Genomic DNA, 13,891 nt, shown 5'->3' with positions numbered 1-13,891 from the left:
ATATTTGTCAAGAATATTCTCCCCTCAGAGATGAGCCATGAAGCGTCGGAAACGGCTGGCTCCCATGTATTGCATAGAAGAATCCCCCGACAAAATGCTCGGGGGATTCTTCTATGCAATACACACTCATTCGTAGCGCAAAGCGTCGATCGGATCGAGTTTTGCCGCCTTTCTTGCGGGGTAGATGCCGAAGAAAAGCCCGATGCCGACAGCGAACGAGAAAGATACGAGAATAGGCATCGCCGTGATGACGGTCTTGAAGTCGCCGAAATGAGAGATGGCGACGGATGTGACATAGCCGAGACCGATGCCCAGAATACCGCCGACGACGCCCATGACGACGGATTCGATGAGGAATTGCAGCATGATGTTGCCAAACGTCGCGCCGAGAGCCTTTCGTATGCCGATCTCACGCGTACGCTCGGTCACGGAGACCATCATGATATTCATGATGCCTATGCCGCCGACGAGGAGCGAGATGCCCGCGATGCTTCCCAAAAGGATCGTCAGCATCGTCGTCTGCTGCGTCACCGTCTCAATGAGACTTGTGAGATTATTGACGGTGAAGTCGTTGTCCTTGCCATTTTGAATATGGTGCCGCTGGCGCAGGAGACTTTCCACTTCGCTCTGCACTTGAACGATCTTCGACGCTTCCGTGACCTGCAAGTTAATCATCTGCACATGTGTGATGCCCAAGAGACGCTCCTGCTCTGTCATCAAAGGCACGATGACGACATCGTCCTGATCTTGCCCCATAGACGACTGCCCCTTGCTCGCAAGAACGCCGATGATTTTAAACGGCTGGTTGTGAATGCGGATGTTCTTGCCGATAGGATTCTGACTGCCGAAGAGATTCGCCGCGACGGTCGGACCAATGACGGCGACGCGCTGTCGCTTGTCGTTGTCCGTCTGCGAGATGAAGGTGCCGACGGTCAGCGTGAGCGATCGGATCGACATATACTCGGGCGTCACCCCCATGACAACGGTGTTCCAGTTTTGATTGCCATAGACGATCTGATAGGAACGCTGCACGATCGGCGAAACATAGTCGATATTTTTGATCTTCTTCTTGATCGCGACGGCGTCGTCGTACTTCAAGGTCTCACGCGATCCTGCCGCGCCGCGAATGCCGCCCGAGTTCGCCGCGCCGGGCGTGACGATGAGCATATTGCTGCCTAGGCTTGCCATCGAGTCCTCGACGTTGCTCTTGACGCCCATGCCGACGGAGACCATAGCGATGACGGCGGCGACGCCAATGATGATGCCGAGCATGGTAAGGGCGGAACGCAGCTTGTTCGCAAACAGTTCATGCAGGGCGATGGTAATGCTTTCCCAAATCAACAAAGCTCTGTCCCTCCTATATGACGTCCATCTGGATGCCCCTGCCCTCATCGCGCGTGATGAGACCGTCGCGCACGAGAAGCTGACGGCTTGCACAGGCAGCGATATCCGGCTCATGCGTGACGAGGATGATCGTGCGTCCGGCAGCATGGAGCTTTTCAAAAAGCTCCATGATCTCATGCGTTGATTTCGTGTCGAGGTTGCCCGTCGGCTCGTCTGCCATGACGATGTGCGGATCGTTGACGAGAGCGCGTGCGATGGCAACGCGCTGCCGCTGTCCGCCCGAAAGCTCGTTGGGCTGGTGATCGGCACGGTCGGAGAGACCGACGGCTTCTAAGAGGTGCATCGCCCGCTCGCGCCGCTCTTTGCGGCTGACGCCCGCATAAACGAGCGGCAAGGCGACGTTTTCTGCCGCGCTGCTTTTCGCGAGCAGGTTGAAGTTCTGAAATACGAAGCCGATTTTCTTGTTGCGCGTGAGGGCGAGCGCATCGTCGGAGAGGTGCGCGACCTCTTCGCCGTCGAGCTTGTACGACCCCTGAGACGGGCGGTCGAGACAGCCCAAGATATTCATGAGCGTCGACTTGCCCGAGCCGGACGGTCCCATGAGCGCTGCGAACTCGCCCTTTTTTATCGTGAGATCCACGCCGGCAAGAGCGGCGACGATCTGATCGCCCATCGGATAAAGCTTCTTGATGCCTTTAAGCTCGATGGTCGCCGGCTCCTTCGCCGCGATCTGGCTTTCTTTCATTTGCTCCATGATCTTCCCTTTCCGCCTGCGTTACATCGGCGGGTGACCGCCGCCAGCCATGACGAACTGCGGCTGCGTCGCCGTGTAGGAAATGGATACGATCTCACCCTCCATCAAGCCGTCGAGGATCTCCACATAATCATCGCTGTAGATGCCCGTCTGAACGGGGCGGTTCTCCTTTGTGCCGTCAGGCATTTCGACGACGACGTAAGAGCCGGATGCGTCCGTCTTGAGCGCGGCAATCGGAATGGCAAGAGCGCTGGGCTTCGTCGCCGTCTCGATCTCAAGACGCGCCGTCATAGCAGGAAAGAGAAGATTGTCCGGGTCATCGACGTCGAGCGTCACATAGTAATAAATGACGCTTGCCGTCGAAGTCGTCGTGCTGCTTGACGAGGACACGGTCTGCCATGTGTTCGCCGTATCGGTCTGACTGATCTTCGTGACGCGCGCCGTAAACGTCTTGCCTGAATAAGCATCGACGGTAAAGGTCGCCTGCTGCCCGATCTTGATGTTGCCGATGTCCGTTTCGTCAACCTTCGCCATGATCTGCTTCTTCGACAGATCAGCGATGCGCATGATGACGGTCGGATAGTCCGTTCCCGCCGTCGCCATCGTACCTGCCGTCTTGGGCTTGCCGACGACGATGCCGCTGATCGGAGCCTGGATGATCGTCTCGGCAAGATCGGACTCCGCTTCTTCGAGCACGCTCTGCGCGGCGTCATAGTTGTACTGCGCATCCTCGTAAGTTGCCTGCGGATTGGCGCCGATGCTGTAAAGGTAGGCTTCGCGGTCGTACTTCGCCTTGGCGTTCGTGACCTTGAACTGCGCCTGATCGCGCTTCGTCGCGAGTGACTTCGCGTCGAGCGTCGCGACCGTCTCGCCTGCCGTCACGATATCGTTTTCCTTCACGAGTACGCTCTTGAGGCGTGCCGTGATCTTCGAGCTGACTTCAACGGAATCGACGGGAATGATCGTCCCCGTCGCCGATACCGTGGACTTCATCTCCACCCGCTCCACTCTCGCCGTCTCACCCGCAGTTTCCATCATCGCCTTTTCCGCCTGCTGCGCCTCATAGAAGCTATAGCCGCCGAAAGCGCATACCGCGAGAACAACGAGCGTCACAGCGATCTTCGCTTTCTTGCCGAAACTCTTCATGCCTTGCCTCCATTTCCGACCGCCGCTGCGGCTGCCGCCGTATCTGCCGACTCTTTCTCATCCGTCGCCTTTTCCTCGTATGCGGCAGGCGTTGCCTGCGTTTTTCCCGTCGATATATTTTCTGCACGGAAAGGAATGACCGTCGCATCTTGCCGCTCTTTTCGTGCTTTTTCATTCTCTTCGTAAGCGTGTACGGCATCCTTGCGGCTGATCTCAATTCTTGCAAGCGGTACGGCGTCCATAGCGTCCGCCGCACGCTGCTCGCTCTTTGTGAGGCTCTGCCCCACGGCGCTTTCCACCTGCGCCTTGCCGCGTGCAAAGTCGTACTGTGCGCCGATATGGTTCAGCTCCGCCTTCGAAAGCGCGAGCTGCGCGTCGATGACGTCGAGCATGATTCCTTCACCCGCACGATACTTCTCACGCGCGATGAAATAATCCTCCTTCGCCTTGTCGACGGCGTCCTGCGTCGAACGCAGGCGGTTCTCCGCTTCCTTCATGCCGAAGTACGCCGCGCGAATGTCATAATCGACGTCGTTTTGATCCTTTTCGAGCTGCAATCTTGCTGCATCGAGCGCCGCCTCCGCCGCTTCAATACGCGCCTTTTTCCTGCCGCCGTCGAAGATGTTCCAATTCAGCTGAACCCCCGCCGTCACACCTCGGCTGTCGGACGAAGCCGGCTCGAATTCTTTGTTCGCCGAAGCGGTCAAGGAAAAGTCGATCTGCGGTGCATAGCCTGCCTTGACGACCTCGACGTCAAGCTCCCTGCGGACGACATCATAGCTGTCGATCCAAAGCTCCTTGCGGCTCTTTGCGCCAAAGGCAAGACAGTCGGAAAGCGTCTGTGCAAAGGGGCTGTAGACGGCGTCGTCGGTGAGATGCAGCGGCTCTTCCCGATGCATATTGACGAGATTTCGGAGCTTCGCCAAGCTGATCTCGTAATCATTCTGTGACTTGATGAGCGTCTGCTGTGCATCAGAAAGCTCGACGGATGCACGCAGCACATCCATGCGAGCCTTAGCGCCCGCTGCAAAAAGCTGTTCGACATTCGTCAGATGCGCTTGGTAGTTGTCGACGGCTGCCTGATTCACGCCGACGGTCTTTTTCGCCTGCAAGGCGTTGTAATACGCCTCAATGACAGAAAGACGCAGCTTCTCCTCAGCACGCGCCGTCTTGAGCTGCGCCGTCAGAACGGCGATCTTCGCGCTGTCGATCCTGCCGCCGGACTTGCCGCCGTCCCATAGATTGACGCTGCCCTTCAATGCCGCGTCCAGCCCCGAAGACGTCGTATTCCGGCGATCGCTCCAAGTCCTGCCGAGCGAATAGCCGCCCGAAGCGTTGACGGAAAAATCATCGTCTCCCTTCGCCTCGTCAAGCGCCGCTATCGCCGCAGTCTCCGCCTGCTTCGTGATCCGAAGATCCGCATTCTGCACAAGCGCCAGCTCGACCGCATCCGCAAGCGAAAGATCCGCCGCCGCAGCTACAGATGAAAAGCCGCAAAGAAACGCCCCTGCCATGAGAAGCGTCCAAGGCTTTTTTCGCCGTATTTTCATGTCTCTCTCTCCTCCCCGATGGGTGTACTTCTGCTCACGCTGCCTATTATATCGTCCTTATCTGCGTGTCACAATAAGAAAACGCTGAGTTTTAAAGGGATTTAACGATTTTTCGCGAATGCTTTATCTTGGAATCTCATCCATGTACAGCATCATTTTCAAAATCCTTTCGTCAAATGGCAAAAAGAGATCTCCACAGAAAAAGGCAGCGCCTATACGCTGCCCATCCTCACGCCCCTGCCAATTTCTTCGCCTGCATTATGCCAAAGCCTTGATCTGTTCCTTCGCTATAGCGACATCTCTACAGCGCTGCTCATAAACCTGCCGATCAAACTCCACAAGCGTGACAAAGCACTCCGCATATTCAGCCGTATCGATATCGTTCACACGGCTCGCCTTAGGATACGCCTCTTCCGCCACATTCTCAAGCAGGCAGCCGATCGCATCCTGCGCCATCCACATCGCAGTTTCCAGCGTATCTCCCTCGGTGAAACAACCGTCAATATCGGGTACTGTCACCGTATAGCCGCCCTCCTGCGCCGTTTCGAAGATGGCGGGATAATAGTGTTTCACGAATCATGCGCCCCTTTCCCATCACGCAGTTTTTCCAATAAACCTGCCTGTTTCAAAATTTTATGTTCCAACCCCTTACCCAATACTCCCGTATGTATCGGTACAATCGTCGTTTTTCCCGTTGCAATATTTTTCATCTTTTGATGTGAACCGGAGCTTGATGCTGCCGCTGCAAAGCCATGCGCTTCAAGCAATCGTATCATTTGCTTCGCCGTCATCGGCATTTGCATCACCTCGTATATATATATTATATCATGTGTGGATTCTATGACCAAGATATATATTTCCTCATGAAAGGAAGTTTCTCTCCATGCCCGATCAAAAGTTTTCCCGTGCGCTGCAAATCCTTCGACAGACCTTCGGCTACCGGAGCTTTCGCCCTGCGCAGGAGACAGTCGTCAAAAGTCTGCTCGATGGGCGTGAGACGGTCGCCGTCATGCCTACGGGCGCGGGAAAGTCGATCTGTTTCCAAGTTCCCGCACTGCTCCTTCCGGGCGTCACGCTCGTCATCTCCCCTTTGATCTCGCTCATGAAAGATCAAGTCGATGCGCTCAAAGAAGCTGGCGCACCTGCGACGTTCATCAACAGCTCGCTGCCGCCGGCAAAAACGCACGCACGGCTCGACGCCATCGCCAGCGGCGCGTACAAGATCGTCTACGTCGCCCCCGAGAGACTTGAGACCGACTTCTTCCAAGCCGTCCTAAAGAAGCAGCTCGTTTCCTTCATCGCCATCGACGAAGCGCACTGCCTGTCACAGTGGGGGCACGACTTTCGCCCGAGCTACCGCGCCATCGCGCCCTTCATCGCGCGTCTTTCCGAGCGCCCCCTGATCGGCGCGTTCACAGCGACGGCGACGCCGCGCGTCAAGGATGATATCATCTCACTTTTAGATCTGCGCCATCCTGCGGTGCATGTTGCAGGCTTTGACCGCCCGAACCTCTTCTTCAGCGTGCTCACCGGCGTCGAGCGCAGGGATTTCGTCGCGAACTACCTGCGCACGCACCGCGATGACGCCGGCATCATCTACTGCGCGACACGCAAAGAGACGGACGCCTTGAGCCATTTCCTGCAGCAAAAAAAATTCGCCGTGCGTTCCTACCATGCGGGACTCAGCGACGAAGCGCGCACCAAGGCGCAGGACGACTTTCTCTACGACAACGTGCAGGCGATCGTCGCGACGAACGCCTTCGGCATGGGTATCGACAAATCCAACGTACGCTTCGTCATCCACTACAACATGCCAAAGAACATCGAATCATACTACCAAGAGGCAGGCCGCGCCGGACGCGACGGAGAGCCGGGCGAGTGCATTCTGCTCTTTTCGCCGCAGGACGTCATGACGCAGAAGTATCTGATCGACGTCTCGACCGAAGATGCGTCGCGCAAAGCGCACGAACTCGGCTGCCTGCAAAAGATGTCCGACTACTGCCATACGCCCGAATGCCTGCGCGCCTTTATCCTGCGCTACTTTGGCGAAAGCTCGCCCGCCGCCTCGTGCGAACACTGCAGCAGCTGCAAAGGCGACTTCGAACGGCGCAATGTGACGATTGAAGCGCAGAAGATCTTTTCCTGCGTCTATCGTATGCACGGACGCTACGGCATGACGCTGACGGCGCAGGTGCTCAAAGGCTCCGCCGAACAGCGCGTGCGCACGCTGCACCTCGACGCGCTGTCAACCTACGGCATCATGAAGGATCAGACGCTCGCTGCGATCAAACTCTCCATTCAGCGCTTCATCGCCACGGGCTATCTGACGCTCACGGAAAGCGAATACCCGCTTCTGCAGCTCGCCGAACCCGCCTACGCCGTCCTTCGCGGCAAAGAGCAAGTCTTTCAGAACTTCCCCAAGAAGCAGAAAGAAACGCCCGTCGATCTCTCCCTCTTCGACTACCTGCGCACCCTCCGAAAAGAACTCGCCGCACGCGACCAAGTGCCGCCCTACGTCATCTTCTCCGATGCGACGCTTCGCGACATGTGCCGAACGCTGCCCGAAACGCTTGACGACTTCCTGCATGTCAAGGGCGTCGGCGAAAGGAAATGCGAACGCTACGGCGAAGCCTTCCTCGCGTGCATCAAAGAACATCGCGCATAAAGGCGGCGCAGAAGCTTTCATCACCGCCCCTGCGCCGCCTGTAGAAGCACACGAAAACGAACGCCTTACGCCACCTTGCGAAATACATGCAGTCCGATGAGAAGCTGGAAAAAGAGCAAAACAGCAAGCAGCGCAAAGGACGCCAGCAGGCTCGTGCTGTGTGCGATAAAGCCGATGGCGGCAGGTCCCATAAGCACGCCAAGATAGCCAAACGTCGATACAGACGCGACCGCTGCATTGAGCGGCATATCCTTTTGTCTGCCCATCAGTGAGAAGAAAATCGGCACGATATTCGCACAACCGAAGCCGATGGCAAAGAAGCCCAGAAAGATGAGCGACGCAGCGGATGAACCAATCACAAGCAAAAATCCCGCGATGGCGATAAGCAAGCCAAAGAGAACGACGCGGCGCGCCCCCAGACGATTGACGACCGCATCGCCCAAAAGACGCATGAGGAGCATCGCCGCCGAAAAAGAGGCAAAACCCGTACCTGCAAGCGATATGTCCATCGCGCACACCTCCGTGAGAAATACGCCCGACCAGTCCATGACCGCGCCTTCAAGCAGAAACGAAACACCGGTGATCAAGGCGATAAAAATGACGATTCCGCGAGGCACAGCGATCTTCTTGCCACCGGACGAACTCCTTCCCGCAAGCAGAAAGCGCGTGAAAGAAAGCGTCAATAGCACCATGAGAATAGACGAGCACGCCGTCGCACCCAAAGCTGTAAATCCGAATGAATGCCATACGGCAAAAAGCCCCGCACCCATGAAGCCGCCCATGCTCCAAAGCGCGTGCATACCGCTCATCACACGCTTCTTCAAAAGCTGTTCGACGCGCACGGCATGAATGTTGACCGTGACATCAAGAATGCCCATCGCTGCACCGAACGCAAGAAGCGCAGGCACAGCGAGGCAGATGTCCCCCACCGCAGCGAGCGAAAGCAGAAGCGCGGCGAAAACGAGCGAATCGACAGCAAGCACCCGGCGACAGCCGAATCTTCCCGCCAAAAATCCGGCGATCGGCATCGTCAGAAGGGATCCGACGCCGATGCAAAGGAGCAGCAGCCCGAGTACATCCTCGGCGACGCCGAGGCGCGCTTTCAAAAGCGGCACAAGCGGCGCCCACGACGCCGTGCCGAAGCCGCCGACAAAGAAAAAAGCCTGATTGGCTCGATGCAGCAAGCTGCGCGAATGCTCAACAGGCAAATCATTGTGTTGCATAATCCTACCTCAATCCCAAACCCTGCAGGGAAGTCAAACAAAAAATATATCGTCTAACACCGCCTGGGACATCTCATCCTGCTTTCAGTATAGCATCCTATAACGCATACAGCAAGCTACACGAAACGGCAGGGAAATGCGCGTAAAAGTCGAATAATAATACATATATACTAAGTCCAAGGGAGGAATCATTCGTGACAACTGAGGATTTTGATGCACTCGTCGATCTTGTACTCACGAGCAGGCGACAGCCGCCGAGTGTGCTTTTTTCCGGCGGTTTTGGCGACTGGCACGCGCGTGCGCGGCTCGGACATTTTCTGGCGATGCAGGAAATCGGCAAGACGGAAGAAGCGCTTGCGCTTTTCCACTCCGTTCTCGATCAAGAAGTCGACGAGGGAAACAGCGAGGATATTGAAGAAAAAATCTTCGCCTTGCAGCGCCTGAGCGAAATCGAACACGCTGCGAAGGAGAACGATGCCGCGCTCGAACATATAAATCTCGCGATCGAGCTTGCCGAAGGTACGGACTACCTATATAAATTCATCCTGCGCGGCGAGCTTTGGGCGGCACGCTGGAACATCCTGCACGACATGGGACGCGCTGCCGAAGCCGAAGCCGAATGCGACGAACGCATCGCCGCCTACGAGAACATCCCCGTCAAGCACAACAGCTATCTATACTACGGCTACCGCTTCAAGGCGCAGCTCGCCGCCGAGCGAGGCGTCGTCCTCGTCGCGAAAGACTATATGCACATGGCGCTGCACGAGATGGACATTCCCGCAAAATACGAAGAAGCACTCGAAAAGGCGTTCTCCGCCACGCACGAGAACGCCTCTTGGATATTGCATGAGATCGACCGCGCCACACCGCGCCCCGAACTTTTCTCTTGGGATATTTAAGGCATGACTGCCTTTATCCATGCTTCCTTAACATCGTCAGCCTTCAATCGGATGTTTCAGCCGCATCTTCCATCTGCTTCTTCACTTCGCTGCGCTTTTTGCGCCGCTCCTCGAAGAAACGTTTCATGACAGCGCGGCACTCGTCCTCAAGAACGCCCGCGCGCATCTCCAGCTGATGATTGAGCGCAGGATGGCTGACGATGTTGAAAAGCGACTCGCACGCGCCCGCTTTCACGTCCGGCGCACCGTAGACGACACGATCAACGCGGCTCATGACGAGCGCACCCGCACACATCGGGCAAGGCTCAATCGTGACATAGAGCGTCAGCCCCGACAAACGCCAGCGCTCAAGCTTCCTCGCCGCCTTTTGGAGCGCGATGATCTCCGCATGTGCCGTGCCGTCATGCCACGTCTCACGCATGTTGTGTCCACGCGCAACGATCTCTCCCGCAGCATCGACGAGTACAGCGCCGATGGGTACCTCGCCTGCATCAAACGCCGCCTGCGCTTCCTTAAGCGCTTCCTGCATAAAGCGGGCATCATCCAACATGGATACGACTCGCAAGACCGGACAGATCAAGCGTCTGTCCGCTTCGATAAAACAGCGACTGCGTAGCACGGTTCACATCGAGATGATACGCTTCCGGCACGGCATCCTGCTCTCTTTCTTCACGGCTCTTTTTATTCTTCTCCATCGCCGAGTCGAGCATACGCTTGAAGTTTTCCTTCTTGTTCCCGCCCTCGCCGTCTTTCGCCTCACGGCGACGCACATCATAGACGGCGCCCCTCATGCGGGTAATTTTTGCAACCTTGTCAATCATGACGGACACCTCCTAAAATCCAAGGGGTTTGAAGTACCGAATTTTTATTTCCCCTTGTGCATTTTATATCGTCTAAATCCAGCGCCGTCTTAATAAAAAACCTAAACTTTCTAGGCTTTTTGTCTTATTAAATTTTCCCAAGAAAGGAGACTTCCTCATGGCAAATCTTTCGCAGCAAAACATGACCGCAGATCATGTGAATCAGCTGACCTATCGCTTCCTTGCAGCCGTTTCCCTCGTCGTATTCTTACTCTGGCTCGCAGGATTGATCTTCCTCGATCCGAATCCCTACGCACTCTACATTATCGTAGGCTTGATTCTCGCCGCCGTCACGCTCGGCGCAGGAAGCAGTGCACGCAAAGAGAAAACGACGGCAAAAGGCAGTACGGAAGATGTCGAATTTCTCAAAGCACTGCCCGAGGATTTTCAAATCTTCATGAATGTGAGCATCGGCGTGCGCACGAACCTCGATGCTGTCATCGTCGGAGCAAACGGCGTCTTCATCGTCGATGTAAAAACGCGCTCTGGCAAGATCGAGCCGACGCCAGGCAGCGACTGGATTCGTCACAAGGTCGGCAGCAAGGGTACACCGTACCGGGTACCGATGAAGAACCCTCTGCAGCAAATGAAACGCGACATCCGTGAATTGCAGTCGTATCTCGCATCCTTCGGCGTGCGCCCGTGGATCGAAGGCAGCGTCTATTTCACACGCGCAGAATTCGCCGAAGAGATCGACGGCTGCTACACCTCTGCAGACGATGTGCTGAATCATATCAAAAACTTCCCCGACGATCATCCTCTGTCCGAAGAAGAGCAAAAGACCACCGCCGAAGCGCTCGCCGAACGCCTGTAAGCGCAAAGAAAAAGGGCGCCCGCCGGCGCCCTTTTTCTTTAAATCCCCTTCACACTGTCCGGCAAATGAAACTTCATCACATCGCCGCCGCCCGCCGGCTGAATCGTCAATACCGCCGGATGCTCGTCCTCATCCAGCTCAAATACAAGGCTCGCCGTCGCCACCGCACCGGCAGGAATGTCAACGGCGCTGAATACCGGCGTCCTTTGGGCGGCAAGCGCCGCCATGCCGTCCTTCGATACGCTGTGCCGCCCCTCCTTGCTGTCCATGAGCGCCATCCCCTGCGGCACGACGCTCACAGGCTTCTTGTCAGAGTTCGCAATCGACGCCTTGACGATGAGGAACGGCCCCTTTGCTTTCGCGCCTTCGATCATCTCCACGCGCTTTGCCTCCACGATCATGACCTGCAAAGGATATGGGCTTTTGCCTTCCTGCTTCTCCTTTCCGGCTTCATCCTTCGCCTTTTCCTGCGCTTCCTTCACCTCGTTGGCATCGACAGCGGCCGCCTCGCCGCCCTCAGCCGCTTTGCCTCCATGCTCCTCACCCCGACTCTCAGCTCCTCGGGCTGCCTCCTGTCCTCCGCCTGTGCTGAATCCCGCACTGCCGCCCGCAAAGAAAAACCAATAGCCGCCAATGCAAAAAACGACGGCTGCCAATACAATGGCAGCGCATCTGCCCGCAAAACTCTTCATGCGTCCACTCCCTTTTCTTAGGAAATCACGGATAAATTCAACGCTTCCTCAAAGTACATCCTTATTATCGAAAAAAATATCATTTTCCCAAAGAAATAAAACTGCCGCATAAAGCCGATCAGACTTTATGCGGCAGCTTTCTGCACCCCTATATCACACTTAGGTCTTGAACTTCGCTGCGGCCTGGTTGAGGTCATGCGCCATATCAGAAAGACCTCGCGTACTTGCGGCGATCTCTTCCATGCCTGCCGCCTGCTCTTCCGTCGCAGCGGATACATTTTCAGCTTCCGCTGCAACCTTCGAGGCGGAGTCGTGTATCTTGCCCGTCGCATCGTCAATCTTGACAGCACGGTGCGAGAGATCCGACATCGTCTTTTCTATGGCGGCGGAATTCTCCTGCACGCGTTGGATCATATCGCGAATTTCCGAGAAGCCCTTGCCCGTTGCCGTGACATTTTCGCGCCCCTTTTCGGCTTCCTCGCGGCCAACCTCCATCGCCTGCACCGCCTCATTCGTCTCCTGCTGGATGGCGTGAATGAGCTCTTCGATCTGCTGCGAAGCATGCTGTGACTCTTCGGCGAGTTTTCGCACTTCTTCCGCGACAACGGCAAAGCCGCGTCCGTGCTCACCTGCGCGCGCCGCTTCAATGGCGGCGTTCAGCGCGAGGAGATTCGTCTGTCCGGAAATGTTCGAGATGACCTCGACGATGTTGCCGATCTCTTTTGAACGCTCACCGAGCTTCGCAACGACATTCGACGAAGAGATGACCGTATCGGCAATCGCGTTCATCTGCTCGACCGTCGAGAGGACGAGCTTGTTGCCCCCCTCCGCTCGCTGTGACGTATGCTCGATATCGGCAGCAACCTGCTCGATCGTCTGCATCGCATCTTCAAGCCCGCGTGTGAAAGCATGAACCTGATGCTTCGCCTCCGCGACGGAATCAAGCTGCGCCTGCGCTGCGCCCGCCACTTCCGTGATAGACTCGGCAACATTCTGTGTCGCCTGCGCCGACTGCTCCGAGGTACTCGTCAACGCGCCGGAAGAATCGGACACCGAATTTGCCGTTTCTTGAATCTTCCTCGTCATCGAGCGCACATTGTGCAGCATCTTGTTGCACGCCTCTGCCATCTGCCCGAATTCATCCGCCGAATCCATCGCCAGCTTCACACTCAAATCACCGTCGGCAACCTTCTTCAAAGCATTAAGCGTCGCCGTGACGGAGCCTCGGATCGTATGCAGCAAGAAGTAGCCACAGACGATCGCGACGATGAGCACAAGGATCGTGACGATAACCGTCGTCATGACGATACGCGTATAGACCTCGTCTGCATCCTTATCGACTTGATCCGCACCCTTCATAGCGCGGTCCTCATCATCCAGAATGAGCTTCTCCAACTTTTGATAGCTCTTGCTCCATTTCTGATCGATGAAAGCCATTCCTTCCGCTGTCTTTCCTTCAGCAAAAAGACGATCGCCCTCGTCGCTCATTCTCAGATACTCCTGCCAAGCGTTGTACTCGTTGTCAAAAAGCTCCTGATCCGAACGGCGTTCCTCTTCGCTGTAGTAAGTCGTCTCACTGAGCGTCTTTCTGTAATCATCAAAAACAGCTTCGACATTCTTCTTGCTCGCTTCGTGCTGCTGTTCAAGCTGCGCACGCGTCTGAGGATCCGGCGCAATCGCCTTCAGCAGGGCAAAGACGCGCGTTTCGTTTGCAGCGTCGGAAAGTCTCGACGCCATGTTCAATCTCCGCGTCCAATCCATGAGATCCGACGTAGACTTATTCAGCGTACTGCCCGCATAGTTCGCATAGATGCCAAACCCCAGAAACATCACGATCAAGATCACGAAGCTCAGGATAATCTTTTTTGCCACCGTAAGTCCATTCATTTCCTTCATCCCTTTCACGGAAGTAATTCTGCAAAATCAAGCCGCTCGCTGCATTGT

14 protein-coding genes are annotated in these 13,891 nt (G+C 55.9%); 3 read left to right on the top strand and 11 right to left on the bottom strand.

Annotated features, from left to right (window positions below; genetic code table 11):
- Nucleotides 1-126: 126 nt before the first annotated feature.
- The 6 genes from ACO5Z0_RS05925 to ACO5Z0_RS05900 form a co-directional block, all read right to left on the bottom strand.
- On the bottom strand, nucleotides 127-1,344 hold the full coding sequence (locus ACO5Z0_RS05925; RefSeq protein ID WP_442673458.1) for an ABC transporter permease: 1,218 nt from the start codon (nucleotides 1,342-1,344) through the stop codon (nucleotides 127-129).
- Nucleotides 1,345-1,357: 13 nt separating this feature from the next.
- Nucleotides 1,358-2,098, bottom strand: coding sequence for an ABC transporter ATP-binding protein (locus tag ACO5Z0_RS05920; protein WP_442673457.1), 741 nt, complete (start codon nucleotides 2,096-2,098; stop codon nucleotides 1,358-1,360).
- A 21-nt stretch (nucleotides 2,099-2,119) separates the two neighbouring features.
- Complete coding sequence (locus ACO5Z0_RS05915; protein WP_485649554.1) at nucleotides 2,120-3,244, bottom strand: efflux RND transporter periplasmic adaptor subunit; 1,125 nt, start codon at nucleotides 3,242-3,244, stop codon at nucleotides 2,120-2,122.
- Nucleotides 3,241-4,794 (bottom strand): TolC family protein, encoded by a 1,554-nt coding sequence (locus ACO5Z0_RS05910; protein ID WP_485649553.1) that lies wholly within the window; start codon nucleotides 4,792-4,794, stop codon nucleotides 3,241-3,243. Before ACO5Z0_RS05910 ends, ACO5Z0_RS05915 begins: the two co-directional genes overlap by 4 nt.
- Nucleotides 4,795-5,052: 258 nt before the next feature.
- On the bottom strand, nucleotides 5,053-5,367 hold the full coding sequence (locus ACO5Z0_RS05905; protein WP_485649552.1) for a type II toxin-antitoxin system HicB family antitoxin: 315 nt from the start codon (nucleotides 5,365-5,367) through the stop codon (nucleotides 5,053-5,055).
- Complete coding sequence (locus ACO5Z0_RS05900; protein WP_485649551.1) at nucleotides 5,364-5,591, bottom strand: type II toxin-antitoxin system HicA family toxin; 228 nt, start codon at nucleotides 5,589-5,591, stop codon at nucleotides 5,364-5,366. Before ACO5Z0_RS05900 ends, ACO5Z0_RS05905 begins: the two co-directional genes overlap by 4 nt.
- 86 nt (nucleotides 5,592-5,677) lie before the next feature.
- Between ACO5Z0_RS05900 and recQ the strand changes: the two genes are divergently transcribed.
- Entirely contained in the window at nucleotides 5,678-7,459 is a 1,782-nt protein-coding gene (recQ, locus tag ACO5Z0_RS05895; protein ID WP_485649550.1) for a DNA helicase RecQ, read from the top strand.
- A gap of 65 nt (nucleotides 7,460-7,524) precedes the next feature.
- Here recQ and ACO5Z0_RS05890 read toward each other — a convergent pair whose 3' ends face one another.
- On the bottom strand, nucleotides 7,525-8,682 hold the full coding sequence (locus ACO5Z0_RS05890; RefSeq protein ID WP_485649549.1) for an MFS transporter: 1,158 nt from the start codon (nucleotides 8,680-8,682) through the stop codon (nucleotides 7,525-7,527).
- Between the two features lie 194 nt (nucleotides 8,683-8,876).
- Between ACO5Z0_RS05890 and ACO5Z0_RS05885 the strand changes: the two genes are divergently transcribed.
- Complete coding sequence (locus ACO5Z0_RS05885; protein ID WP_485649548.1) at nucleotides 8,877-9,581, top strand: tetratricopeptide repeat protein; 705 nt, start codon at nucleotides 8,877-8,879, stop codon at nucleotides 9,579-9,581.
- Between the two features lie 43 nt (nucleotides 9,582-9,624).
- Here the strand turns inward: ACO5Z0_RS05885 and tadA are convergent, their stop codons facing one another.
- Together tadA and ACO5Z0_RS05875 are read right to left on the bottom strand one after the other, a co-directional pair.
- Nucleotides 9,625-10,131 (bottom strand): tRNA adenosine(34) deaminase TadA, encoded by a 507-nt coding sequence (gene tadA / locus ACO5Z0_RS05880; protein ID WP_442673612.1) that lies wholly within the window; start codon nucleotides 10,129-10,131, stop codon nucleotides 9,625-9,627.
- Nucleotides 10,121-10,402 carry a rubrerythrin gene (locus ACO5Z0_RS05875; RefSeq protein WP_485649547.1) on the bottom strand — a complete coding sequence of 94 codons (282 nt, stop codon included), beginning with the start codon at nucleotides 10,400-10,402 and terminating at the stop codon, nucleotides 10,121-10,123. The genes tadA and ACO5Z0_RS05875 overlap by 11 nt, the downstream gene beginning before the upstream one ends.
- 157 nt (nucleotides 10,403-10,559) lie before the next feature.
- Here ACO5Z0_RS05875 and ACO5Z0_RS05870 point away from each other — a divergent pair, with 157 nt between their 5' ends.
- Entirely contained in the window at nucleotides 10,560-11,255 is a 696-nt protein-coding gene (locus ACO5Z0_RS05870; protein WP_442676616.1) for a nuclease-related domain-containing protein, read from the top strand.
- A 38-nt stretch (nucleotides 11,256-11,293) separates the two neighbouring features.
- Here the strand turns inward: ACO5Z0_RS05870 and ACO5Z0_RS05865 are convergent, their stop codons facing one another.
- Together ACO5Z0_RS05865 and ACO5Z0_RS05860 are read right to left on the bottom strand one after the other, a co-directional pair.
- Nucleotides 11,294-11,947: a DUF4352 domain-containing protein gene (locus ACO5Z0_RS05865; protein ID WP_485649546.1), complete on the bottom strand. Its 654-nt coding sequence runs from the start codon at nucleotides 11,945-11,947 to the stop codon at nucleotides 11,294-11,296.
- A gap of 159 nt (nucleotides 11,948-12,106) precedes the next feature.
- The gene (locus tag ACO5Z0_RS05860) at nucleotides 12,107-13,819 is read right to left on the bottom strand and encodes a methyl-accepting chemotaxis protein (RefSeq protein ID WP_485649545.1); all 1,713 of its coding nucleotides are present in this window, start codon (nucleotides 13,817-13,819) and stop codon (nucleotides 12,107-12,109) included.
- Between the last annotated feature and the right edge of the window lie 72 nt (nucleotides 13,820-13,891).

It is taken from the genome of Selenomonas sp. (genome assembly GCF_057272215.1).
Note: the sequence above shows the minus strand (reverse complement) of the source record. Positions and strands in the feature narration are given on the sequence as shown.

What these genes read in the sequence shown, in the direction of transcription:
- ACO5Z0_RS05875 (WP_485649547.1), bottom strand. Translation starts at nt 10,402, where the DNA reads ATGATTGACAAGGTTGCAAAAATTACCCGCATGAGGGGCGCCGTCTAT.
- ACO5Z0_RS05865 (WP_485649546.1), bottom strand. Translation starts at nt 11,947, where the DNA reads ATGAAGAGTTTTGCGGGCAGATGCGCTGCCATTGTATTGGCAGCCGTC.
- ACO5Z0_RS05910 (WP_485649553.1), bottom strand. Translation starts at nt 4,794, where the DNA reads ATGAAAATACGGCGAAAAAAGCCTTGGACGCTTCTCATGGCAGGGGCG.
- ACO5Z0_RS05890 (WP_485649549.1), bottom strand. Translation starts at nt 8,682, where the DNA reads ATGCAACACAATGATTTGCCTGTTGAGCATTCGCGCAGCTTGCTGCAT.
- ACO5Z0_RS05870 (WP_442676616.1), top strand. Translation starts at nt 10,560, where the DNA reads ATGGCAAATCTTTCGCAGCAAAACATGACCGCAGATCATGTGAATCAG.
- ACO5Z0_RS05900 (WP_485649551.1), bottom strand. Translation starts at nt 5,591, where the DNA reads ATGCCGATGACGGCGAAGCAAATGATACGATTGCTTGAAGCGCATGGC.
- ACO5Z0_RS05920 (WP_442673457.1), bottom strand. Translation starts at nt 2,098, where the DNA reads ATGGAGCAAATGAAAGAAAGCCAGATCGCGGCGAAGGAGCCGGCGACC.
- recQ (WP_485649550.1), top strand. Translation starts at nt 5,678, where the DNA reads ATGCCCGATCAAAAGTTTTCCCGTGCGCTGCAAATCCTTCGACAGACC.
- tadA (WP_442673612.1), bottom strand. Translation starts at nt 10,131, where the DNA reads ATGTTGGATGATGCCCGCTTTATGCAGGAAGCGCTTAAGGAAGCGCAG.
- ACO5Z0_RS05915 (WP_485649554.1), bottom strand. Translation starts at nt 3,244, where the DNA reads ATGAAGAGTTTCGGCAAGAAAGCGAAGATCGCTGTGACGCTCGTTGTT.